Raw genomic sequence first — 22,525 nt, 5'->3', positions numbered from 1 at the left:
TGGGCTCGTCGGCCGCTCGTCTCTACCAGTGCACGCCCGGCAGCAGTCGTCCGATCCGCCGCAAGGTTGCGCCTCCGGTCAGTGCCGGAAGCACGCCGAAAGGCGCGGGTGGAGTCGGTTTCCGTTCTTCGGTCTCACCAACGGGTGTACCGGAATCCGATGACGCGTGATGCAACCGGGATCGGACGAGATTCGCGATCGACGGGGCGAAGAGGCTACCGAACTCGGCGAGGGTCGAGACCGGGACGTCGATGCGCGTGGGTCTTTCGATCAGGGCGCGCACGATCATCGCCGCCGCAGCCTCCGGGCTGGCTGCCGGTGCGTCGGTGTACTCGTCGGTGGGTGCGATCATCGGTGTGCGCACGAGCGGCATCCGGACTGTGGTGAAGGTGATTCCGTCGCTCAGGGTTTCTCCTGCGGCGACCTCCGCGAATGCTTCGAGGGCTGATTTGGAGGCCAGGTAGGCCGCGAACCGAGGCGTGCGGGCGGGCACACCCGCGCTGGTGATGTTCACGATGTGCCCGAAGCGTCGCCGGCGCATCTGCGGAAGGAGCGCGAGCACCAGACGCACTGCGCCGAAATAGTTGACCGCCATGGTTCGTTCGAAATCGTGCATCCGGTCCGTCGAGTCGTACAGCCCGCGACGGATCGATCGACCGGCATTGTTGACGAGCATGTCCACGTGCCCGTGGTCCGTGAGGATGGCCGCGACGGTGTGTTCGACGGAGTCGGGGTCGGTGAGATCGCAGGGGTAGGCGTGGCCCCGCCCGCCTCCGGCACAGATCTGCGCGACGACGGCGGCGAGTTCCTCGTCGCGGCGAGCCAGGAGAATCACCCGCGCCCCCTCCTGTGCCACTGCGAGTGCGGCGGCTCGGCCGATCCCCGACGAGGCGCCGGTGATGACTACATTCCGGCCGGCAAGCGGTCCGGGCCCGTCCCCGCGTCGCGCGCGGTTCGGATCCAGATTCTCTTCCCAGTACCGCCAGAGCGCCGGTGCGTACGTCGAGAGATCCGGAACCGTGATACCGCTGTCGCGCAACACTTCCCAGGTTCGCGCGTCGTCGAACACGGTCGGCAGGGCGAGATGGTCGAGCATCACCGGTGGGATTCCGAGACGGTGCAGTGCGAAACGGCGAACAGCGTCGAGCCCGGGCAAAGCTGTCGACGACAAGAGCGTGCGCACGAAACCGCCGGGAACGGTGGCGACCGGAAGCGGGGCTCCCGCCGCGGAAGCGAACGCGGCGAAGACTTCACGCAGCGGTTGCGGCCGGGGAGCGACGAGGTGGAAGACCCGGCCGTCGAGGTGCGGGCGATGCACGAGTTCGACGATCGCAGCGGCGACATAGTCCACGGGCACCAGGTTGGTGTCGCCCAGATCGGGTACGACGAGGGGCAACCCGGAGGGCAGCGCTCCGAGGCGCGCCACCGCGGGGAAGAAGAAGTACGGCCCGTCGATCTTGTCGATGGCACCGGTGACGGAATCGCCGACGATCGCGGACGGGCGGTACGTGCGCCAGCGGATGTCGCTTCGGCGCACCGCCTTCTCGGCCTCGAACTTGGTGCGGTGGTATGGCGTCGGGAAGTGCTGCCCGAGGTCGAAATCGTTCTCGGTGAAGGTCCCGCGGTGGTCGCCGGCGACCGCGATCGACGAGACGTGGTGCAACGTCGCGTCGAGTTGCCGTGCCAGCGCGATGACGGCGTGGGTGCCGTCGATATTGGTGGCGGTCTGCTCGTCACCGGCGGTCAGGTCGTAGATGGCGCCGAGGTGCAGAATGTGCTCGGCCTGCGGGATCGTCCCCGGTTCGAGGCCGAGCTCGCTCGCCGTCAGGTCTCCGATCAGGGCGTGCAGCCGCGCGCCACCCGGCAGGGAGTCGGCGAGCGCCTCGAGCTTGGTGACGGAGCCCCGCCGCACCAGCACATGCACTTCGGCGTCGGGCCGGGTGGCGAGCAGTCGTGCGAGGACCTGCCGACCGAGAAATCCTGTTCCACCCGTGACCAGGTAGGTTGCCATGCCCGAGAACTTACTCTGAGGTAAGTATCGCGGGCCGGAAATCGGGGTCGCGCCCTAGTGGCCCAGCCCGACCTTCTCGTGAATTCGCTTCATCCATGCCGGCGCCCACCAGTTCGCCTCACCCATCAGCTTCACCAGCGACGGCACCAGAAGCATCCGGATGATCGTCGCGTCGATGATGAGCGCGATGATCATGCCGATGCCCAGGAACCGCATGATCGACAGACCGGAGATCGTGAACGCACCGGTCACCACGATCAGCAGCAGGGCAGCCGCAGTGACGACCCGGCCGGTCCGCGCGGTGCCGTATTCCACGGCTTCGACCGTGGTGGCGCCCGCTGCGCGGGCCTCGACCATCCGGGACATGAGGAACACCTCGTAGTCCGTGGAGAGGCCGAACACGACCGCCAGGATCAGGACGACGAATGTCGGCTCGAGCGCACTGGGTACGACACCGATCCACGATGCGCCGTGCCCGAGCTGGAACACCCAAGTCAGCACGCCGAACGTGGCTGCCAGGCTCAATCCGGCCATCAGGACCGCCTTGATCGGCAGCACCACGGAGCCGAACGCGAGGAACAACAGCACCAGCGTCGAGGCCACCATGATCGCGATCATCCACGGCAGAGCGTCGGCGATCGCGGCATTGGCGTCGTCGACGAGCGCGCGTCCGCCACCGACGAGCACCTCCGTTCCGGCGGGTTCGGGCACGGCACGCAGTTCGTCGGTGATGGCACTCGCCCGGGGTGTGCCGTCGACCCCCTGCCCGTACAGCGCTTGCAACACTGCGACGTCGCCCTGGGAACCGACGGTGACGGTCTGCTCGATGCCGTCGAGGGCGGTCGCCGCGCGCGACACCTCACGAACTGCCTCGGCCGACGGGGTCTGTCCGTTGTCGCCGCGCACCACCAGGGTGGCGCCGTTCCCGCTGCTGGAGAAGTCGTCGAGAAGTTTCTGCGTTGCGGCCCGTGCGGGACTGTCTTCCGGGAGTGCCGTGTACTCGATCTCGCCGAAACCGGCCTTGAAGACCGGTGTGGCAAGCACGAGCAACCCAGCGGTGATGACGATCGCGATGGTCGCGGGTCGCCGCATCACGTTCCGCACCACACGACCCCAGAAGCGCACGGCGCGGGCCTCGCTGCGAGCGGACGCCTCCCTGTCCCAGGTCCAGGCGTTGATTCGGTGACCGAGCAGTGCGAGCACGGCCGGCACAGCGGTCAGGGACAGCAGGGCAGCGCTGAACACGGACGCCATCGCGCCCAGGCCGAGCGACCGCAGCACCGACTGCGGGAAGACGAGCATGCCCGCGAATGCGCAGATCAACAGGGCCGCGGAGAACATCACCGTGCGCCCCGCAGTGAACATGGTGCGTTTCGTGGCGGCGATGACCTCGGCTCCGGCGTTGAGTTCTTCGCGGAACCTACTGACGATGAACAGGCCGTAATCGATCGCCAGGCCGAGCCCGATCAACGAGGTGATGTTCAGCGCGTACGAGGACACGTCGGTGAACATCGTGAGGAATCGCAGCGTCGCGAGCGAGGAGAAGATCGCAAGGACACCGACGAACACCGGCACCGCTGCGGCGACCACCCCACCGAAGATGAACACCAGCAGGAGGAGTGTCACCGGAATCGCGATCGCCTCCGAGACGATCAGGTCGTGTTCGAGGGTTCCGGTGAATTCCACTCCGACGACGGTCCCGCCGGCGAACTGCGAATCGACTCCGGGAACCTCGAGCATCTCGAGGACCGCCGGGAAAGTAGCGTTCGTGACCCCCGATTCCTCTCCGAGGATGATCGAGGCCGCGACACTGCGCTGGTCTGTGGAGACCAGCAGCTGGTTCATCGGCGGCGGTGCCGTCCAGTAGGTCGAAATGGACGTGACCGTCACCTCGTCGGAGAACTTCCCGAGGGTTTGCTCGACGTCGTCTCGGATGTCGTCGATGGTCTGGCCTTCGGGAGCGGTGTACATCGCGATGATGTCTGCCGTCTGCGGACCGAAGGTGTCGTAGATGATCTTCTGGGCCTGCACGGATTCGCTGCCCGCCACGTAGTAGCCGGTGCCGGAGAGTTTTCCGAACACCCCCACTCCCCAGATTCCGGCAGCCAGGACCACCAACAGGACCGCGGCGAGAACCCACCGACTTCTGGTCACCACGATGTCGGCCCAGCGGTTCATGCACACTCCCGTTTCGGTTGCCTCGGTTACCGAACGGCAACTGTACTGGCGGGAGAATCGAGCGCCACAGCGATACCGGTCATAACGGAAATGGGAGCGCAATCCACCCGGCAGTCACAGCACGGGAGGGCGAAGAGAGAGGCGGACCGACGCGCCCGATGCCTCACGGCGTCTCGCGCAACGTGGCTCCAGCCGGACGGTATTCCACGAAGGCCGTTCATACTGGCTCCGGGGCGTACTGACGCGCCGATCCATGCGGTTCCAACACAGCCACCCCGGGATGTATTCCCCGGATATTTCCGCTGGTTATCAGCCGTGCGTGCCGTGCCCACCGGTGGATGAGTGATCGGTGACGCCGTCCACCCGGGCCGCATCGTCCGGACCCACGACGACGAACTGTCCCATCATCCCGCTGTCCTCGTGCCACAACAGGTGGCAGTGATACATGTAGGGCATCGCGGGGTTGCTGTGCTCACCGAACCGCACGAGAAGGCGCACCGTCGAGTTCGGGGGTACGAACACCGTGTCCTTGCGTCCGGCGAGGAGGGGACGGTCGTTTCGGGTGCCCGTCGCATCGACAACCTTGAATTGAACGTCGTGAATATGGAAGTTGTGGTGGGTGGACGACGCGTTGCGGACCTCCCACATCTCGGTGGCGCCGGCGGGAACCACGTCGTCGATGCGGGTCATGTCCACGGTCCTGCCGTTGATCATGTTCGTCCCGTTCAGATCGATGCGGCGGGTGGTGCTCGGCTCGCCGAACTCGTCGAATGTGGTGAGCCGGTCGGGCAGCGCCGTCGAAGGTGCGAGTTCCGGGGCCGCGCGCATCTCGAGGATGTCGAAGCTGTCGTCGCCGCCGGAGAAGCGGCTCTGGAAGAAATCGGAACCGAGCGCCGGCGGGGTGCTGCGCAGGACATCCCGAGACCCGGGCACAGGACGCACGACGATCTCGGCGCGCTCGCCGGGAGAGAGCTGAACGTTGCGTACGGGGGTGGGACGTTCGAGCAGGCCGCCGTCGGTGCCTACGAGAGCGAACTCCTGACCGGACTCGAACGAGAAGTCGAAAACCCGTGCGTTCGACGCATTGAGCAGTCGCAACCGCACTGCTTCGGTCGTGACATCGAGAAACGGCCCGGGCGTGCCGTTGACCAGGATCTCGTCTCCGACCGTCCCGGAGATCCCGAAAACGCCGGGGTTCTCGTCGAGCTGGTCACCGTCGAACTTCTTGTCCTGGACGATCAGCGGAATGTCGTCGACCCCATACGTCTGGGGCAGGGCCCGAGCGCCGGGGGTGGTCGGGTCGGCCGGATCATCCACCAGGAACATCCCCGCGAGGCCTCGGTACACGTGTTGCGCGGTGGCGCCGTGGAGGTGCGGGTGATACCAGAGCGAGGCAGCGGGCTGGTCGATGGTCCACGTCGGGGACCACGTGTCGCCGGCGTCCACAACCTGATGGGGGCCACCGTCCATCGCCGCGGGAAGACGCATGCCGTGCCAGTGCACGGTGCTGGTTTCGCCGAGCTGATTGGTGACATCGACGCGAACCTTGTCGCCGCGCGCGGCGCGGAGGGTCGGGCCGAGATAGGAGCCGTCGAAGCCCCACGTCCGAGTCGCCGGGCCGTGGCCGAGATCGCTCGTGCCACCCTGCAGCGTCAGATCGAATACGCGGGTGCCGTCGGCGGTCACGGTGCCGGTCTCCAGCGGAGGGATCTGCAGTGGCCGGTCGAAGTCGACCCGGCCGAGCGTGTCCACGTCGGCCGTCGTCCACGTATAGGCCACCACGGAGGCGCCGGTCGCAGCCGCCACCAGGACGAGGGCGAGTGCCGCCACGACCAGCCGCACCAGAAGTTTCATACTCACCATGCTCGTCCGCGGCACGACGCGGCACCTCCGGTGTGATACCCGATCTTGCCCTCGGGGGAGAACCCCGAAGATCACCCGCTGCGCAGGCGCAGCCGTCCGTTTTCCCGCGGCGGCACTAGGGTTTTCGTCATGCGAATTCATCTCGGCCCGGACCACGACGACTACCTCGCTGCGGCGATCACCGACGGTGGCGCCACGGTGTCGTCGCTCGAGGACGCCGACGCCGTCGTCTGGTACGGCAGTGCGGAGGACTTCCCCGCCCTGCCCGAACGGGTGCGCTGGGTGCAACTCGCCTACGCGGGCATCGAACCGTTCTTCCGTGCCGGCCTGGTAGACCGCACCAGGGTGTGGACGAACGCGTCCGGGGTCTATGCCGACAACGTGGCCGAGTACGCGGTCGGAGCCCTGCTGGTCGGCCTACGGCAATTCCACACCGCCGTCGCGGCGAACCGGTGGAGCAAAGATCGCATCGATCCCCTCGTCCGCCCGCTGCACGGATCGACCGTGGCGATCGTGGGATGCGGGGGAATCGGCCGGGCGATGATTCCGAGACTCCGTGCCTTCGGGGTGGAGGTCGTCGCGGTCACCCGTTCCGGACGTCCGGTCGACGGAGCGTCGGTGACGTTGCCGGCACACCGCACCTCTGAGGTGTGGACGATGGCCGACCACTTCGTCGTTGCGGCGCCCGCGACCGCCGACACCGACCGGATGGTCGGCGCTGCGGCGTTCGATGCCATGCCGGATACGGCGTGGCTGGTGAATGTGGCGCGCGGCAACCTGGTCGACACCGATGCGCTGGTCGATGCATTGCGCGCGGGCACGATCGCCGGGGCGGTGCTCGACGTGACCGAACCCGAACCGCTGCCGGACGGGCATCCGCTGTGGGCACTCGACAATTGCGTGATCACCCCGCACGTCGCGAACACTCGGAGCGGTTTGACCGCCACCTTTGCGCCGACGCTCCGTGAGAACGTGCGGAGGTTCATCGCCGGGGAGGACCTCGTCGCGCGCGTCGATCCGTCGGCAGGCTACTGAGCTCCCGTGTCGCGCAGGTCTTCGACGGTCTGACAGCATTCCGTTCTCACACGGAGCGTTCCGCAGCCTTCTTGATGGCGTCGAGCCGTCGGTCCCATCCCGAGCCCACCGCTTCCAGCGCCCTGCCCACCGCGCTCAGCCTGGAACCGGCTGCGGAGAAACGGAGTTCGCGGCCGACACGTTCGGACGTCACCAGACCGCAGTCTTCCAGTATCGACAAATGCTTGGCGATCGCTTGACGCGAGACCGTGAATTCCCCCGCCAGACCCGACGCGGACGCCGGGAATCGGGCGAGTCGTTGCAGCAGTTGCCACCTCGTGTCGTCCGCGAGTGCCGCGAATACGCGAGTCGGGTCGGTTACTGTGCCCGCGTCGGAGCCGCCGTCGTCGAACGTTCCCGTTTTACTGTGCGGCAACGATTTTCCTGCCCTCCAGGTGCTGTCGTGCGAGATCGAGTTCGATGGTCCACCCTTCGACGTTCCCCTCGTACTTCGCGCGACGCTCGGCGGCGTCTCCGGGAAGCGACTCGAAGCCGGTTTCCGTCACATGCAGGACGGTGGAGGAGTCGGAGACGGCATCGACCCGGAATTCGACGAGCGTGGACGGGCTGTCGGGGTCGGTGCTGTCGGCCAACCAGCGGAACGCCGCGTAGTGCGGTTTATCCAGCGCAACCGTGCGGAACAGGAAGGCGCCGTGGACGGGATCGTGGACGACGGTGAGGTCGCCGTCGCGTTCGAGTCGGTGTTCGGTGATCGTGTGGTCGTTGATGTACCACCCGGGTTCGGCTACGAGTTCCCAGACCCGTGCGGCCGGTGCTTCGATGGCGATCTGTCGTTCGATGCGGTCGAGTTCGTCGGTCATGACGTCTCCTCGTTCGATGCGATCGGGGTGCAACCCCATGGTTGCACCCCGATCGTCTATCGGCAACCCCTTGGTTGCAGTTGAGTCGACGCACCCCAACTCAGGACGCGGGAAGTACGTCGATGGTGCCCTGGCACACGGCGTTCTGTGGATTGACGAACCACCACCCCGCGCCGGTCTGGAGCGTGACGGTGAAGTTGATCGTTCCGGACCCGGTGAGGGTGCGGTTCACCGGGACGCTCGGCTTCTGTTTCCACGCCTCCTGATCGCTGACGCTCCGTCCGGACTGACCGGTGCTGGTGTTGTGCCAGTCGACCAGCACCTGCGTGCCGTACCAGTTCGGTCCGATACTCGGGATGAGACCACCAGGAGGAGTGGGCAAGTCGTTGTTGCCGCTGAGCAGGAGAGATGGCAAGAACTCGCCCTCGCCGCCGGGACGGGACGCCCCCGACGAGGCGGTGACGGTCCAGGTGAACGGCGGCGCCCAAAATAGCGGGTTGGCGCTTCCGCACGTCATGGTGGTGGAAGTCGGCGCGGCGTGTGCTGCCCCGACGTTTCCGACAGTCATCGCAACACCCAACCCCGCTGCCATGACTGCCGCCGCACCCACGCGGCGAAATGTTCGTTCGGCCATGTACATACTCCGTTCGATCGCAGGAAACAGAACACGCCATTCCTATCGAATATGCGAGGCGTCCGGTCGCATTCCGTACAAATCGACCTGCGCTGAACCGTGCGCGCGGGATTGTCGACGGGAGCGGCAGTCGCGTAACTTCGCGAAACCTGGCCCAGTTGTCCGGTGGGATCGGTCTTTTCGATCCGCACACTTTCTATGCCAGGATGGCCCCACCAATGCCACCGCAATCCTGCATGGGAGGGATCATCGCATGCCGACCATCGAAGAGCGCTTAGCGAGACTCGAAGCCCTCGAAGAGATCCGGATGCTGAAGCACCGCTACTTCCGCGCGAGTGATGCGAAGGATCCGGTGGCGATGCGTGCCTGTTTCGTCGCCGACGGCGCCGACATCTACTACGGGCCCGCGCTCGGGAGGTTCGACGACGCGGACGGACTGGTGGACGCGTATTCCCGGATCGCGCTTCGGCGCGTCGACGATCGCTACGTCATCCTCGATATGCATCACGGGATGCACCCCAGCATCCGACTCATCGGCCCGGGCGCGGCGACCGGCGCCTGGACACTGCGATTCCGGCAGGTGGACGTGCAGGCCCGGACCGAGCGGGTCACCGCGCTGGACTACGACGACGGCTATGTGGTCGAGGACGCCGAGTGGAAGATCGCGAAATGTCATGTGCGCGTCCTGTGGTCCATCGAACGCACCCTCGCCGACGACGTGAAAGTGATTGTGTGACATGACCGAAAGCGCACCGGAGCGGAAAGTAGCCCTTGTCACCGGCGGGAGTCGCAGCGTCGGTAAGGGGATCGCCTGCGCACTCGGTTCCGACGGGTGGACCGTCTATGTCACCGGTCGTGGGCCTGTCGGTGCCGGTGGACCGCTCGATCACACGGCCGACATCGTCACCGAGCGCGGCGGTCGCGGCATCGCGGTGCAGTGCGATCACCGTGACGACGGGCAGATCCACGACCTCTTCACCCGCATCACGGACGAGCAGAACGGCAGGCTCGACGCGCTCGTGAACAATGTGTGGGCGGCTCCGAAAGGCTTCGCAGGTTTCACCGAGCCGTTCTGGAAGCGACCCATCGACGACTGGGACAGCCTGATCGGTGTGGGTCTGCGCGCGCACTACGTTGCTTCGGTGGAGGCCGCCCGGATGATGGTGCCGCGCAGCAGCGGCATGATCGTCAACATCTCGTCGTTCGGCACTCGTGCTCACCTGCATTCGGTGCTGTACGGCATGTCGAAAGCCGGCCTCGACAAGATGGCCGCCGACATGGCCGTGGAACTGCACGGCACCGGGGTCACCACGCTGTCGCTCTGGCCGGGCCTGGTCGAGAACGAGGCCATGCAGGCGCGCGGGCTCGACAACTTTCAAGGCTTCCCGTTGGCCAACGCCGAGACACCCGAATTCATCGGCCGTGTCGTCGTCGCCCTGGCGGGCGATCGCGAGGTGAACGGCCGGAGTGGATCGACCCTCATCACCGCAGAGGTGGCGCTGGAGTACGGGGTCGTGGATATCGAAGGAAACCAACCGGATTCACATCGCGCCGTGTTCGGTGGCGGACCGGTATTCGGCAGTTGAACACGAAGTGCGTCACCCCGGCGTGCACGTCGCTCAGCGCGGTCGGCTTCAGTCCAGAGTCCAGACGGCGAGGGGAGTGGAGGCGTCGGTGCCGACGAGCACGATTTCGGTGAGGTTCGTGCCGGAGGGGATCTCGAAGAGGAGACTTCCGTGGCGTCTCTCGCCCGAGGACAGGGTCCCTGAGCCGAGATCGTCCTCGAGTCCCACGGTGGAGGCAACGTAGATGTCTCCCCCAGGGGTCCGAACCGAGAAGTACACGGTGCTGTAGGAGAACTCGCCCGATCGAGTATCGATCTCGACCCACACGGTGTAGCCGGCGCCGTGGAGGGGCACGGGCGTTGCCGGATATTTCTCTATTCGGGGGTATGGGAGGGCTGCGAAGTTGGACACGGTGACCCCTGCGGTGCCCGTGACCCCTTCGGTGGGTCCGTTCATCTCTTGGGAGACCGTGACAGTGCCCCCGATCGATACGGTCGGAACGCCGGAGTCGGGGAGGGGCTTCCGGTCGGCGCGATCTTCGATCGAGGGGGAGGACTGGGCCGGTGCGGATGACTCGGACCGAGTGTTTGCGCAGGCTGTGAGGGGTAGAAGTGCAACGAGCGTGGCGGCGACGACGAGGAGGTGCTTTCTCATTGTTCGGACCTTCTTTCCGGTTTACCTCAGCGCACGAGGACCACTGACCCGCGACTCCAGCGAGGACCACAGGCGAAATCGATATCCCGGTGCTTCCCCCCATTCTGGCCCTGATGTTCTCCGGACCGATAGGGGCTACGGCCGTAATTCTGGGCTTCGACGGTGGGCTCGCACCGTATCGATTGAGGAATTGCCCGCTCGACCCGGCGCCTTTCTGCGGGGCGGCTGGATAGTATCGCCGGGTGGCCGGATCGAAGAAAGCTGCCGTGCTGACCTCGCAGGACGAGGATTTCCCGCGCTGGTATCAGGACGTTCTGAACAAGGCCGAAATGGCCGACAACGGGCCGGTTCGCGGGACGATGGTGATCCGGCCGTATGCGTATGCCCTGTGGGAGCACATGCAGTCCGCAGTGGACGCGAGGATCAAGGCTGCCGATGCCGAGAACTGTCTATCTGCCGTTGCTGATTCCGCAGTCCTACCTCGAGCGAGAATCCGAGCACGTCGAAGCGTTCAGTCCGGAGCTTGCGGTGGTCACCCACGTGGGCGGTAAGGACCTCGCCGAACCCTTCAATTTGAGTCTGCGCCCGTCCGAGTGGGCGCCGAGGCACCGATCACTGCCATAATCGGGCGATGCCGAATCTCGAGATCTCGCCCGAGCTGGAGGCGGCCATCGCTGCCGGCTTCGACGCACGAGACCGCGCGAACATGGGGCCGACGATCGAGTATTTCGCGGCACTTCTCGAAGCCAACCCCGGAAATGCGGCAGTACCGTACGAACTTGCCGGGGCGTACGACACTGCGGGACAAGAGGGTAAGGCCGAGAGGTACTATCTGGAGGTTTTCGGTGCTGGGCTCTCCGGGGATCGACACCGGAGAGCGTTGCTCCAGTACGGCAGCACATTGCGAAACCTGGGACGGTTCGAGGAATCCCTGAGCGTGTTCGCCGACGCTCGACAACGCTGATTCCTTCCACGGTGCCGAACCCGTGTTGCGGGTGCTCGGGACACCTCGGTACCTGGGCGCCGATATCCGGCTCGCCCAGCTCTTCTACCTGGCGAACCTGGACGTCTTCCTGACTGCACTCGCAGCGGTCCTGCATGCGGCGGCCCTCATCGAGTCGGTCGGCGGTCCGGTCGACCACGCGCTCGAGGACCTGTACGAACACCTCACGCTGATACCGGACATGATCGGGCCGAGCGGCAAACTTGCCGCGGACCTGGCCACGAGCCGGCATCCGGGAGATCTGAGCACTGTCACCATGATGGGTGCCATCGCCGACCATCTGGTGCAGGCCAGTATCGATACCGGTTCTGCGCAAGAGCTGCCGGCAGCAGTCGAACACCTCTACGACGCCGCGATCGTCGCCGGGCACGGGAAAGACAACTGGACCGGCTTGTTCGAGGTGATCAAAGCCGGTCGTGAGACGCGCGGACGCTGATCCGGCCGCTCGGAGGGTTCGCACCGGCCATCTCGGTACCCGCGACGAGGCCGCCCGCTACCGACACGTAGGCACGAACAGCACCTGAATCACGCACGGGGTTGCACAACTATCGAACATACGTGCGATAATTGTGGTGAATACGTGCAGTTGGAGGTGCGGAATGGGATGGGGAAACGGCCCGCCGACCTGGTCGGAGATGGAGCGTGTCCTGTCCGGCAGGCCTCCGTCCGGCGCATCCCGCCGCGATCCCGTCCACCCCGGCGACGGCAACGACAGCCCGGCGTGGAGCCGCACCCGAGGCGAGTACGAAAGTCGGGCCCGGCCACCCGACGGCCCGGTGGTGCCGTATGCCGAGCTGCACACGCACTCGGCGTTCAGCTTCCTCGACGGTGCCTCGACCCCGGAGGAACTCGTCGAAGAAGCGGTGTGTCTCGGCCTCGAGGCTCTCGCGATCACCGATCACGACGGCCTGTACGGCGCCGTGCGCTTCGCCGAAGCCGCGCGGGAACTCGATATGCGGACGGTGTTCGGTGCGGAGTTGACGCTCGACGATGCGCATCTGCTGGTGCTCGCCCGCGGACAGGAAGGGTACCGCCGGTTGTCTCGGCAGATCGCCGATGCACACCTGGTCGGAGGGGAGAAGAACGAACCTCGTTACGACTACGACGCGCTCACCGATGCGGCGGGCGGCCACTGGCAGATCCTCACCGGGTGCCGTAACGGACACGTGCGCCGTGCCCTCGACAACGGTGGTCCGGGAGCCGCCGAAGCGGCTCTGCTCGATCTCGTCGACCGGTTCGGGCCCGACCGCGTCACCGTCGAACTCACGTGGCAGGGAACTCCCGACGATTACGAACGCAATGTCGCACTGTTCGGACTCGCGGAGCGCCACGGAATTTCGTCTGTCGCCGGTACCGCCGCACACTTCGCCCGGCCGGAGCGCCGACGACTCGCCATGGCCATGGCGGCCATATCCGATCGACAGAGCCTCGACGACGCAGCGAGTCGCCTCCCTCCCGCCGGTGGCGGCCATCTCCGCTCCGGAGCCGAGATGGCCCGGCTGTTCACGGCCTTTCCCGGTGCCGTGCACACCGCGGCGGAACTCGGCCGCGAATGTGCTTTCGACCTGCGGCTCATCGCCCCGAAGCTACCTCCGTTCGACGTGCCCGACGGGCACACGGAGTTCACGTGGCTGCGTGCCCTCACCTACGCGGGCGCACTCCGCCGGTACGGACCGGTCGAGCACAACCGGGATGCGTACCGGCAGATCGAGCACGAACTCGGCATCATCGGCAGTCTCGGCTTTCCCGGTTACTTCCTGGTCGTCCACGACATCGTCGAGTTCTGCAGGGACAACGACATCCTTTGCCAGGGAAGAGGTTCGGCTGCCAACTCTGCTGTCTGTTACGCCATCGGCATCACCAACGTCGACCCCGTGCGCAACCGACTACTGTTCGAACGGTTCCTGTCACCGGAGCGCGACGGACCTCCCGATATCGACCTCGACATCGAATCCGATCGGCGCGAAGAAGCAATCCAGCACGTCTATGCGAAATACGGCCGGACCCACGCCGCGCAGGTCGCCAACGTCATCACCTACCGCGGAAGGTCGGCGGTTCGCGACATGGCGCGCGCGCTCGGTTACTCGCAGGGGCAGCAGGATGCGTGGAGCAAACAGATCAGCAGATGGGGAGGGGTGAGCGTCGAAACCGACGCAGACATCCCCACTGCCGTTCTCGATCTCGCCGAGCAGATCGAAGGCCTGCCACGACATCTCGGAATCCATTCGGGCGGCATGGTGATCTGCGACCGGCCCGTCTCCGATGTGTGCCCTGTCGAATGGGCGCGAATGCCGGGCCGCACCGTCCTGCAATGGGACAAGGACGATTGTGCCGCCGCGGGACTCGTGAAGTTCGACCTACTCGGACTGGGAATGCTCTCCGCGCTGCATTACATGATCGATCTCGTCGCCGAACATGAAGGTGTCCGGGTCGATCTCGCGCAACTCGACCTGACCGAGGACGGCGTGTACGAAATGCTGCGCCGCGCCGACTCGGTGGGTGTGTTCCAGGTGGAGTCACGCGCGCAGATGGCAACCTTGCCGCGTCTGAAACCCCGGAACTTCTACGACCTCGTCATCGAAGTGGCGCTCATCCGGCCCGGACCCATCCAGGGCGGGTCCGTGCATCCGTACATCCGCCGTCGCAACGGACTCGAACCGGTCACCTACGACCATCCGTGTCTCGAGAAGTCGCTCGAACGCACCCTCGGTGTCCCGCTGTTCCAGGAACAGTTGATGCAGATGGCAGTCGATGCCGCCGGGTTCAGCGCAGCCGAGGCCGATCAGTTGCGACGGGCGATGGGATCGAAGCGATCGCCCGAGAAGATGGAGCGCCTGCGCGACCGCCTCTACGACGGGATGCGCGAGTTGCACGGCATCACCGGCGCCGTCGCCGACGGCATCTACGAGAAACTGCATGCGTTCGCGAATTTCGGTTTCCCCGAAAGCCATTCGCAGAGTTTCGCGTCGCTCGTCTTCTATTCCGCCTGGTTCAAACTGCATCATCCCGCCGCATTCTGTGCGGGTCTGCTCCGGGCGCAGCCGATGGGCTTCTACTCTCCGCAGTCGCTCGTCGCCGACGCACGCCGGCACGGGGTGATCGTGCACGGTCCCGACATCGGTGCGAGCCTCGCGCAGGCGACGGTGGAGAACGCGGGGAAGGAAGTGCGGCTCGGTCTTGCGTCGGTGCGGCACATCGGCGAGGACCTTGCCGAACGGATCGTCACCGAACGGCAGGAACACGGCCCGTACACCTCGTTCCTGGACCTCACCGCGCGTATCGAATTCACCACTGCGCAGGCCGAGGCACTCGCGACCGCCGGAGCGCTCGGCGGGTTCGGCGTCACCCGGCGTGAGGCGCTGTGGGCTGCTGCCCCCGCTGCCACTCAGCGCCCGGGGCGACTGCCCGGTGTGGGGGCGACCGCCGTGGCGCCGGCACTGCCGGGCATGAGCGCCCTCGAGCTGGCCGCCGCCGATGTCTGGGCCACGGGGGTGTCCCCGGACAGTTACCCGACGCAGTTCCTGCGTGCACGGCTCGACGCGCTCGGCGTGGTTCCGGCGTCGCGACTGCTCGACGTGCCGGACGGAACGAGGGTGCTCGTCGGAGGGGCGGTGACGCACCGGCAGCGACCCGCAACGGCCGCAGGCGTCACCTTCCTCAACCTGGAGGACGAAACCGGCATGGTGAACGTGGTGTGTTCGGTCGGGCTGTGGGCGCGGTACCGCACCCTCGCGCACACCGCCTCGGCGTTACTCGTCCGGGGACGGCTCCAGAACGCCGACGGGGTGGTGACGCTGCTCGCCGACCACCTGGAACCTCTGGACCTGCGGATGCCGGGCAAGTCGCGCGACTTTCACTGATACCCGCGACTGTCGGTGGTCTGCATCGGGTGCCTGGATGGTGGCGTGCGGGGTCGCGCTACCGTGGGACGTTCCCGATCGTGTGCCCCCGGAATCGTCAACCTGGTCGTGTGGCTCGTCACGCGACTGCGATGCTCGTCCGGAGTACCCGACGAAACCCTTGATCGAGAGGACCCACACCGATGCGTGAGGTCGACCTGGTTGCCTTCGAGACCGCACTCGCCGACGGAGCACCCGTCATCGATGTACGCGAACGCGACGAATACGCCCAGGTGCGCGTGCCCGGCGTGACCAACATCCCGCTCAGCGAGTTCGTCGCCCGGATCGACGAGATTCCCACGACCGGGACCGTGTACGTGATCTGCGCCGTCGGTGGACGCAGCCTCCAGGCTGCCAACTATCTCGCGGGCCGGGGAATCGACGCGGTGTCCGTCGCCGCAGGCACCGACGGGTGGGCGCGTTCGGGCAGGCCCACCGAGAGCGGCGAGTAGCGGCAGCGGCCGCGGGGCTGCAGCACTCAGTGAGCGGCAGCGGTGCCGAGGAGTGCTGCGGCTCCCGCGACCAACCCGTCGCGCCAATGAACGTTGTCGTGACCGCCGCAGAATTCGCGGTAGTCGACGTCGAAACCCTTTACGTGGAGCAGGCGCCGAACGTCGCGATTCTCTTCGATCAACCGCGTCTCCAGAACTCCGGCACGCATCCAGAATCGTGACTCGTGCGGCTCGAGGTCGTCGAGTTGCCGTTGTATGGACCGGGCTGTCGCGTCGGGTTGTCCCGGCATGCCCGGCCGCGGCCACCAGAACGAGCCGGACAAGCTCACGGCGCCACCGAAATGCCGCGGAGCCTGCAGTGCCGCATAGCTCGCTGCCAGTCCGCCGTAGCTCGACCCGCCCGCGAGGACGGAACGCGCGTCGCCGGTGGCATTCCACTCCGCTCGCAGGTAGGGGAGAAGCTCATCGGTCAATGCGCCGAGAAACTCTGCACTGCACGGAAGTTCACGGGATCGAACAACGGAATCGATACTGTCGATCATCACCACCAGCGGAACCCGGACGCCGCGTTCGGTGAAGAGGTCGAAGGCCGCCGCGATGGGAACCTCCACTGCCGCAACCTGGCCGTCGAACACCACGAACACCGGACGGTCGCGCTCGGGCAGTCCGGGCGGTTCGTAGATCCAGATCCGGCGTCGCACCCCGGCTATCGTTCGGAACTCTTCGGTCATCGTCCCGCGCGCCCTCATCGCGGAATGGTCCCACCAGAGTTGCGGCGGAGCGCTCGGCATCACGGCTTCCGAGCGAGCCCGGCCACCCATGAACGAGAAAGTGGGGAGGCGGCTGGCAGGGTCCGTCACCAGGCCGGCAAGAATTCCTCGCCACCATTCCCACTCGGTTTCACCCAGGGCCGGACGCGTGATCGGCTCGGTACGCGGTAGGAACCCGTAGCTTCCCCGCCATGCCTCGGGCAGCACCACGGGCAGCGTCCACAGGTCGCTGTCGCCGAGTCGGTGCAGTGCCTGGGACTCGGGATTGTGGCGATCGGTGATGCCGTGGGCATCCAGATAGACGTGACGAATACCGGAACCGGCGGGAACCCGGAAGACGAACGTCGCGGTGACGTGGCCCGCAGGACCGGGATCGATGAGCGGGGCACCTTCGCGGTGTAAACGGCGCTCGAGCAGATCCACGGCGTGGATGTCCCACCCGATTTCTCCGACACCACGCACAGGCACCCCTCTACTTAGGACATGCTTACCTAACAGTATGGTGCGTATCGTACCGCTATTGCTACGCAGGAGGATTCCGTTGTCCCCGAAAATGCCTCGTCGCCGAGCGTTCGCCACCCGATTCGTGGCGGCGCTCGGCGTACTCGCGGTCGGCACCGCGGCCGTCGCGTGTTCATCCGAGGAAGTTGCAGAAGAGGCGTCGCAGCCGTCGGTCGTGTCCGGCGAATGGCCACGCACCGTCGACACCGCCGACGGCCCCATCACTCTCGATGCACCGCCGGAGCGCATCGTGTCGACGAGCGTGACCCTCACCGGATCACTGCTCGCACTGGACGCCCCGCTGATCGGCACCGGCGCCCAGCCCACGAGCAACACCACCGACGAGCAGGGCCGGTTCAGTCAGTGGGCCGATGCCGCGGACGAGCGCGGGGTCGAAACCCTGTACCAGGGTGAGCCGAACATCGAGCGGATCACCGCTGCCGCACCGGATCTGATCGTCGTCTCGGCCGGCGGGGCCGATTCTGCCAAGGAGAGGTATGACGTCCTGTCGCAGATCGCGCCCACACTCGTGTTCGACTACACCGACAAATCCTGGCAGGAAATGACCACGGCTCTTGCCGCTGCGGTCGGCGCGGAGGAGCGCGCAGAAGAACTGATCTCCGAATTCGACACCAAGGTCGATGAAGCCCGCGCAGCGATCGCGCCGGCACTGTCGGACTCCTCCGAGGTCAACATCCTCACCTACAACTCCCCGCAAGATTCTCGGATTTTCACTGCAGTGTCCGCTCAGGGACAGCTCGCGGAACGGCTCGGCCTGACCACTGCGGCGCTGCCCGACGACATCGCGAACGCGGACAAGGGCGTCATGGCAGGTCGCGCCGACGTTGTACCCGTCGGCGTCGAGAACCTTTCGCGGGCACTGCCCGGCGCCATCACATTCGTCATCAGTGCGGAACACCCTGCCGCCGGCGCGATGCGGGCCGATCCGCTGCTCGCGGAGATTCCCTCGGTGCGTACCGGCAAGGTCTACGCGCTGGGCTACGACAGCTTCCGTCTCGACTACTACAGCGCGAACAATGTCGTCGACCGTATCGTGGATGCACTCGCATAGTCGTCACCGCGATCCGACGGCAGTGGCCGGGCATCCCAGCGACGCCCGGCCACTGCCGTGTCGAGAGGGAAGCGAATCAGACGGCGCCCTCGAAGCCGTTCTGGCGCCAGGCTTCGTAGCTGACCACCGCGGCGGCGTTCGACAGATTCAGCGAGCGCCGGCCCGGCAGCATCGGGATGCGGACCTGCGCGGTGACGTGCGGGTCGGACAAGACCTCTTCCGAGAGCCCCGTCGGCTCCGGTCCGAACAGCAGCACGTCGCCCGGCCGGTACTCGATCTCTGCGTAACCGGTGGTGCCGTGAGCGGTGAAGGCGTACACGCGCTCGGGGCGCAGTGCCTCCCACGCGGCAGCAAGATCGGCGTGAATCGTGACCGACGCGAGGTCGTGGTAGTCGAGACCCGCCCGGCGCAGTTTCGGCTCCGAGAGGTCGAACCCGAGTGGTTCCACGAGGTGCAGTTCGGCACCCGTCGCCGCAACCATTCGAATGGCGTTGCCGGTGTTGGGCGGAATGCGTGGTTCGTGGAACATCACTCTGAACATAACCAGAGAAAGATAGCACCACGACGGTAAACGCCCTGGGCCTGGGAGGTCGCGCCCCGATGGTGGCCGGGGTGCGACCGGCTCCGAGTCGCCCGCAGAAGACGGATGTTTCCGGACGGCGAGCACATGCGCTGCCGACTAGAAGGATCCCCCCAGCAGGAGGTGGATCACCGCGAACGGCATCCCGAGGAAAGCAATAGCGGTGAAGAGCGCGGACTGTATCGGCTCTCCTGCGACGTACCCGTCGCCGATCCATTGCAAGATTTCGACCGAGCCCATGGTGTGCCTCCTGTTTTCGGTTGTGTGTCAACGGGATTGTCGCGCGCACACGACAATCCGTTACTGATTGTGTATCGGCTTCGGCGAGGTTCGCGACGGCAGATGTGGCCCGGCGGTCTCGATGCCGCGGCAAGGTTGTGAAAAGTCTTCTACGTCAATGGGTTCGAATGACAGACTGCCGAGCTGTGTTGATGGTGGTGGACCGGTTGTGTCCATTTCGCGCACGCTCCGTCATCGAATGTTGTTGTGCGAAAGCAACATCTTGCGGTTTTGTTCCGATCCGTGTCGGCCGCGCAACAACCCCTTGGCGCGCACGCTGACAAGTGACACCGCGGTGGTGCCGGTGGATGTTCCGGAATGGAGTCGCCCGGGAGTATCCGGCCCGAGTTCTGCCGGGCCTGCTCACGCTGCAACAGCCCCGAGGCGGCAACGTGGGTGAGCCGGGCACCGCTCATGACATGACCCCGCCCCGGGCTCTACACGGCGGACGGCAACCGGAATCGGCAGACCGCGACCCGCGCACGCGGGCTGACGATCCGCGGCGCGCAGTCGCCTGGAACAATGGAACCGTGACTGCGACGATCCTGGACGGCAAAGCAACCCGCGACGAGATTTTCGAGGACCTGAAGGCACGAGTGGCCGTGCTGAGGGAGCAGGGCATCACGCCCGGCCTCGGCACCATCCTCGTGGGCGACGACCCGGGATCGGCAGCGTACGTGCGGGGCAAGCACAACGACTGCGCGAAGGTCGGCATCACGTCGATCCGCAAGGACCTGCCCGCCGACATCACCCAGGAACAGCTCGAGCAGGCGATCGACGAGCTCAATGCGGATCCGGCCTGCACCGGATACATCGTGCAGTTGCCGTTGCCCCGGCACCTCGACGAGAACGCTGCCCTCGAGCGGATCGACGCAGACAAGGACGCCGACGGGCTGCATCCGATCAATCTCGGTCGTCTGGTGCTCGGCAAAGAGGCGGCACTGCCCTGCACGCCGCGAGGAATCCTGCACCTCCTGCGGCGCTACGACGTGCCGATCGCGGGATCGCACGTGACGGTCGTGGGCCGCGGTGTCACCGTCGGCCGCCCGATCGGGCTGCTGTTCACGCGCCGCAGCGAGAACGCCACCGTCACGCTGTGCCACACCGGCACCCGGGACCTCGCCGCGGAGGTGCGCCGGGCCGACATCGTGATTGCGGCGGCCGGCGTACCCGGACTCGTCACCGCCGACATGGTCAAGCCGGGCGCGGCAGTCCTGGATGTGGGCGTCTCGCGCACTCCGGACGGGCTGCGCGGCGACGTCGCCGACGATGTGCGCGAGGTCGCGGGTTTCGTCTCCCCGAACCCCGGCGGCGTCGGACCGCTCACCCGCGCCTTCCTGCTCACCAACGTGGTGGAGCGGGCAGAGCAACTCGCGGCGCGCTGACCGGGCACGGGCACACAGTCATGGGCCGGGCCTTGCGGTTCGCACGTCTGAATCTGCCGCTCATTGCCGTCACTCTGGTGATCGCGATCGCGGTGGCGCTCGTTCTCGCGGACCGGTGGCGGCGCGGCGCGTTCGTCTTCGGGGGTGCCACGATCCTTGCGGGGCTGCTGCGGTGGGTTCTCGACGACAGTCGGGTCGGTGTACTCGCGGTGCGCAGCAAGGGCTTCGACGTGGGGGCGCTCCTCGTCGTCGGAGGGGTCATCGTCGCGCTCGCGGCGTCCATCGATCCGCTCGGCACCGGATAGCCGGCTGCGGGTGGGCCGGGCGGTATCCCGCCCGCAGCCCCCGGTTCAGAGGTGCAGATCCTGCTTACGGATCAGGGCGGTCGCGATGACGCTGACCGCGGCTGTCCCGACGAGGTAGGCGCATGCGATCCAGGGGCTGCCGCCGCCGACGGCGATGAGCGCGGTCAGGATCATGGGGGTGACGCCCGACGCGTAGATGCCGGAGAACTGGTAGACCACCGACAATCCCGTGTACCGGATTTCCGCGGGGTACAGGCTCGCATACAGAGTTCCCTGCGCGCCGTAGAAGAGGGCGTGGACGATGCCGAAGACCACGACCATGGCGACCGCGAACCAGACGAGGCTGTTCGTTCCGAAAAGCCCGAACGCGGGGAACACGGCGACGCCGTAGGCCGCGATGCCGATGAGGTAGATCCGTTTCGCGCCGAACCTGTCCACCAGCAGGCCCGACAGCGGCAGCAGCGCAGCCATCACGAGCGCGGCCACGGTGACCACCAGCAGCACCGGCACCTTCTCGAAGTTCAGATCCTTGGTGGCGTAGGCGATCGCGAACACGCCCCACGTGTTGAAGGCGGCACCTTCGCCCCATCTCGAGAGCAGACCCAGAACCGTGCCGCGGCGGACCGCCGGCCGGAAGACGTCCAACAGTGGCGCCGCCGACCTCTTCGCGAGGTCTTGGACCTCACGGAACGCGGGGGTCTCGTCGACCTTGAGCCGGACGACGAACCCCACGACGACGAGAACAAGACTGAGAAGGAAGGCGATGCGCCATCCGTACGCCAGGAACTGCTCGTCGTCGAAGATCACCTGTAGTGCTGCGAAGACCCCGGTGCCCAGTGCGAGACCCAGGGCCAGACCGACCTGCGGAATGCTCCCGAACAGGCCCCGCTTCTTTTCCGGACTGTGCTCCACGGCGAGCAGCACCGCGCCGGCCCATTCGCCGCCCAGGGCGAAGCCCTGCAGGATGCGCAGCACCAGCAGCAGGACCGGTGCGAGAACTCCCACCTGCTCGTGGGTCGGCAGAATTCCCATCAGGGCCGTGGCGATGCCCATGATGAACATCGTGAGCGCGAGTGTCTTCTTGCGGCCGATGCGGTCGCCGATATGGCCGAAGACGACGCCGCCGATCGGTCGCACCAGGAAGCCCACCGCGAAGGTGGCGAACGCGAGCATCGTTCCGACGAAGGAACTCTGGTCGGGGAAGAAAAGCTGGTTGAACACCAGGCTCGCGGCGGTGGCGTAGAGGAAGAAGTCGTACCACTCCACGGTGGTGCCGAGCAGACTGGCCGCGACGACGGTGCGCAGGCGTTTGCGGCGCTCCGGATCCGATTCGATCCCGGGCGCGGGAGTGGGCTGGGACAGCGTGGTCATGGGCTCGATCCGTCTGTAGAGGTCTGCAACCCGGCGACGCTAACCACCACCGGGACTGCACCGCACCGGTTCTGCTCACGCTGATTCCAACTGTCGCTCCACACCGCG

The 22,525-nt window shown here is 66.2% G+C and carries 22 protein-coding genes; 11 read left to right on the top strand and 11 right to left on the bottom strand.

The window, feature by feature from the left end; translation table 11 throughout:
- Positions 1 to 22 precede the first annotated feature (22 nt).
- From HF877_RS04115 to HF877_RS04105, 3 genes are all read right to left on the bottom strand, one after another.
- The gene (locus HF877_RS04115) at positions 23 to 2,011 is read right to left on the bottom strand and encodes an SDR family oxidoreductase (RefSeq protein ID WP_169619902.1); all 1,989 of its coding nucleotides are present in this window, start codon (positions 2,009 to 2,011) and stop codon (positions 23 to 25) included.
- A gap of 54 nt (positions 2,012 to 2,065) precedes the next feature.
- Positions 2,066 to 4,189 carry an MMPL family transporter gene (locus HF877_RS04110; protein WP_169619901.1) on the bottom strand — a complete coding sequence of 708 codons (2,124 nt, stop codon included), beginning with the start codon at positions 4,187 to 4,189 and terminating at the stop codon, positions 2,066 to 2,068.
- 309 nt (positions 4,190 to 4,498) lie between these two features.
- Positions 4,499 to 6,052: a multicopper oxidase domain-containing protein gene (locus HF877_RS04105; protein WP_169620008.1), complete on the bottom strand. Its 1,554-nt coding sequence runs from the start codon at positions 6,050 to 6,052 to the stop codon at positions 4,499 to 4,501.
- A 129-nt stretch (positions 6,053 to 6,181) separates the two neighbouring features.
- Here HF877_RS04105 and HF877_RS04100 point away from each other — a divergent pair, with 129 nt between their 5' ends.
- Positions 6,182 to 7,087 carry a D-isomer specific 2-hydroxyacid dehydrogenase family protein gene (locus HF877_RS04100; RefSeq protein ID WP_169619900.1) on the top strand — a complete coding sequence of 302 codons (906 nt, stop codon included), beginning with the start codon at positions 6,182 to 6,184 and terminating at the stop codon, positions 7,085 to 7,087.
- Positions 7,088 to 7,133: 46 nt separating this feature from the next.
- Here the strand turns inward: HF877_RS04100 and HF877_RS04095 are convergent, their stop codons facing one another.
- From HF877_RS04095 to HF877_RS04085, 3 genes are all read right to left on the bottom strand, one after another.
- Complete coding sequence (locus HF877_RS04095) at positions 7,134 to 7,502, bottom strand: metalloregulator ArsR/SmtB family transcription factor (RefSeq protein WP_169619899.1); 369 nt, start codon at positions 7,500 to 7,502, stop codon at positions 7,134 to 7,136.
- Positions 7,489 to 7,947 carry an ATPase gene (locus HF877_RS04090; protein ID WP_169619898.1) on the bottom strand — a complete coding sequence of 153 codons (459 nt, stop codon included), beginning with the start codon at positions 7,945 to 7,947 and terminating at the stop codon, positions 7,489 to 7,491. Before HF877_RS04090 ends, HF877_RS04095 begins: the two co-directional genes overlap by 14 nt.
- 100 nt (positions 7,948 to 8,047) lie before the next feature.
- Complete coding sequence (locus tag HF877_RS04085) at positions 8,048 to 8,581, bottom strand: hypothetical protein (RefSeq protein ID WP_169619897.1); 534 nt, start codon at positions 8,579 to 8,581, stop codon at positions 8,048 to 8,050.
- Between the two features lie 253 nt (positions 8,582 to 8,834).
- On the opposite strand from HF877_RS04085, the gene HF877_RS04080 reads away from it, so the two are divergent.
- Together HF877_RS04080 and HF877_RS04075 are read left to right on the top strand one after the other, a co-directional pair.
- Positions 8,835 to 9,317: a nuclear transport factor 2 family protein gene (locus HF877_RS04080; protein ID WP_169619896.1), complete on the top strand. Its 483-nt coding sequence runs from the start codon at positions 8,835 to 8,837 to the stop codon at positions 9,315 to 9,317.
- A 1-nt stretch (position 9,318) separates the two neighbouring features.
- The gene (locus HF877_RS04075) at positions 9,319 to 10,167 is read left to right on the top strand and encodes an SDR family NAD(P)-dependent oxidoreductase (RefSeq protein ID WP_169619895.1); all 849 of its coding nucleotides are present in this window, start codon (positions 9,319 to 9,321) and stop codon (positions 10,165 to 10,167) included.
- A 48-nt stretch (positions 10,168 to 10,215) separates the two neighbouring features.
- Here the strand turns inward: HF877_RS04075 and HF877_RS04070 are convergent, their stop codons facing one another.
- Positions 10,216 to 10,602 (bottom strand): hypothetical protein, encoded by a 387-nt coding sequence (locus HF877_RS04070; protein WP_169619894.1) that lies wholly within the window; start codon positions 10,600 to 10,602, stop codon positions 10,216 to 10,218.
- A gap of 633 nt (positions 10,603 to 11,235) precedes the next feature.
- On the opposite strand from HF877_RS04070, the gene HF877_RS21150 reads away from it, so the two are divergent.
- The 5 genes from HF877_RS21150 (at position 11,236) to HF877_RS04045 (ending at position 16,154) form a co-directional block, all read left to right on the top strand.
- A complete protein-coding gene (locus HF877_RS21150; RefSeq protein WP_206036547.1) occupies positions 11,236 to 11,424 on the top strand; it encodes a hypothetical protein in 189 nt (62 codons plus the stop codon).
- A gap of 7 nt (positions 11,425 to 11,431) precedes the next feature.
- A complete protein-coding gene (locus tag HF877_RS04060; protein WP_169619893.1) occupies positions 11,432 to 11,764 on the top strand; it encodes a tetratricopeptide repeat protein in 333 nt (110 codons plus the stop codon).
- Between the two features lie 22 nt (positions 11,765 to 11,786).
- A complete protein-coding gene (locus HF877_RS04055; RefSeq protein ID WP_169619892.1) occupies positions 11,787 to 12,239 on the top strand; it encodes a hypothetical protein in 453 nt (150 codons plus the stop codon).
- A 163-nt stretch (positions 12,240 to 12,402) separates the two neighbouring features.
- The gene (locus tag HF877_RS04050; RefSeq protein WP_169619891.1) at positions 12,403 to 15,663 is read left to right on the top strand and encodes an error-prone DNA polymerase; all 3,261 of its coding nucleotides are present in this window, start codon (positions 12,403 to 12,405) and stop codon (positions 15,661 to 15,663) included.
- 182 nt (positions 15,664 to 15,845) lie between these two features.
- On the top strand, positions 15,846 to 16,154 hold the full coding sequence (locus HF877_RS04045; RefSeq protein WP_169619890.1) for a rhodanese-like domain-containing protein: 309 nt from the start codon (positions 15,846 to 15,848) through the stop codon (positions 16,152 to 16,154).
- A 26-nt stretch (positions 16,155 to 16,180) separates the two neighbouring features.
- Here HF877_RS04045 and fes read toward each other — a convergent pair whose 3' ends face one another.
- Positions 16,181 to 17,386, bottom strand: coding sequence for an enterochelin esterase (gene fes, locus HF877_RS04040; protein ID WP_346765055.1), 1,206 nt, complete (start codon positions 17,384 to 17,386; stop codon positions 16,181 to 16,183).
- 79 nt (positions 17,387 to 17,465) lie between these two features.
- Here fes and fepB point away from each other — a divergent pair, with 79 nt between their 5' ends.
- Positions 17,466 to 18,497 (top strand): Fe2+-enterobactin ABC transporter substrate-binding protein, encoded by a 1,032-nt coding sequence (gene fepB, locus HF877_RS04035; RefSeq protein ID WP_240951971.1) that lies wholly within the window; start codon positions 17,466 to 17,468, stop codon positions 18,495 to 18,497.
- A gap of 76 nt (positions 18,498 to 18,573) precedes the next feature.
- On the opposite strand, the gene HF877_RS04030 is transcribed toward fepB, so the two are convergent.
- A complete protein-coding gene (locus HF877_RS04030; protein WP_169619888.1) occupies positions 18,574 to 19,038 on the bottom strand; it encodes a tRNA (cytidine(34)-2'-O)-methyltransferase in 465 nt (154 codons plus the stop codon).
- Positions 19,039 to 19,176: 138 nt separating this feature from the next.
- Entirely contained in the window at positions 19,177 to 19,317 is a 141-nt protein-coding gene (locus HF877_RS04025; RefSeq protein WP_169619887.1) for a hypothetical protein, read from the bottom strand.
- Positions 19,318 to 19,886: 569 nt separating this feature from the next.
- Here HF877_RS04025 and HF877_RS04020 point away from each other — a divergent pair.
- Complete coding sequence (locus HF877_RS04020; RefSeq protein ID WP_169619886.1) at positions 19,887 to 20,741, top strand: bifunctional methylenetetrahydrofolate dehydrogenase/methenyltetrahydrofolate cyclohydrolase; 855 nt, start codon at positions 19,887 to 19,889, stop codon at positions 20,739 to 20,741.
- A gap of 20 nt (positions 20,742 to 20,761) precedes the next feature.
- Positions 20,762 to 21,046, top strand: coding sequence for a DUF3017 domain-containing protein (locus HF877_RS04015; RefSeq protein WP_169619885.1), 285 nt, complete (start codon positions 20,762 to 20,764; stop codon positions 21,044 to 21,046).
- Positions 21,047 to 21,091: 45 nt separating this feature from the next.
- Here HF877_RS04015 and HF877_RS04010 read toward each other — a convergent pair whose 3' ends face one another.
- Positions 21,092 to 22,417: an MFS transporter gene (locus HF877_RS04010; RefSeq protein ID WP_169619884.1), complete on the bottom strand. Its 1,326-nt coding sequence runs from the start codon at positions 22,415 to 22,417 to the stop codon at positions 21,092 to 21,094.
- Between the last annotated feature and the right edge of the window lie 108 nt (positions 22,418 to 22,525).

The sequence above is a fragment of the Rhodococcus sp. BL-253-APC-6A1W genome (assembly GCF_012843405.1).
Lineage (GTDB): Bacteria > Actinomycetota > Actinomycetes > Mycobacteriales > Mycobacteriaceae > Rhodococcus.
This window is presented reverse-complemented; position numbering and strand designations above follow the sequence as displayed.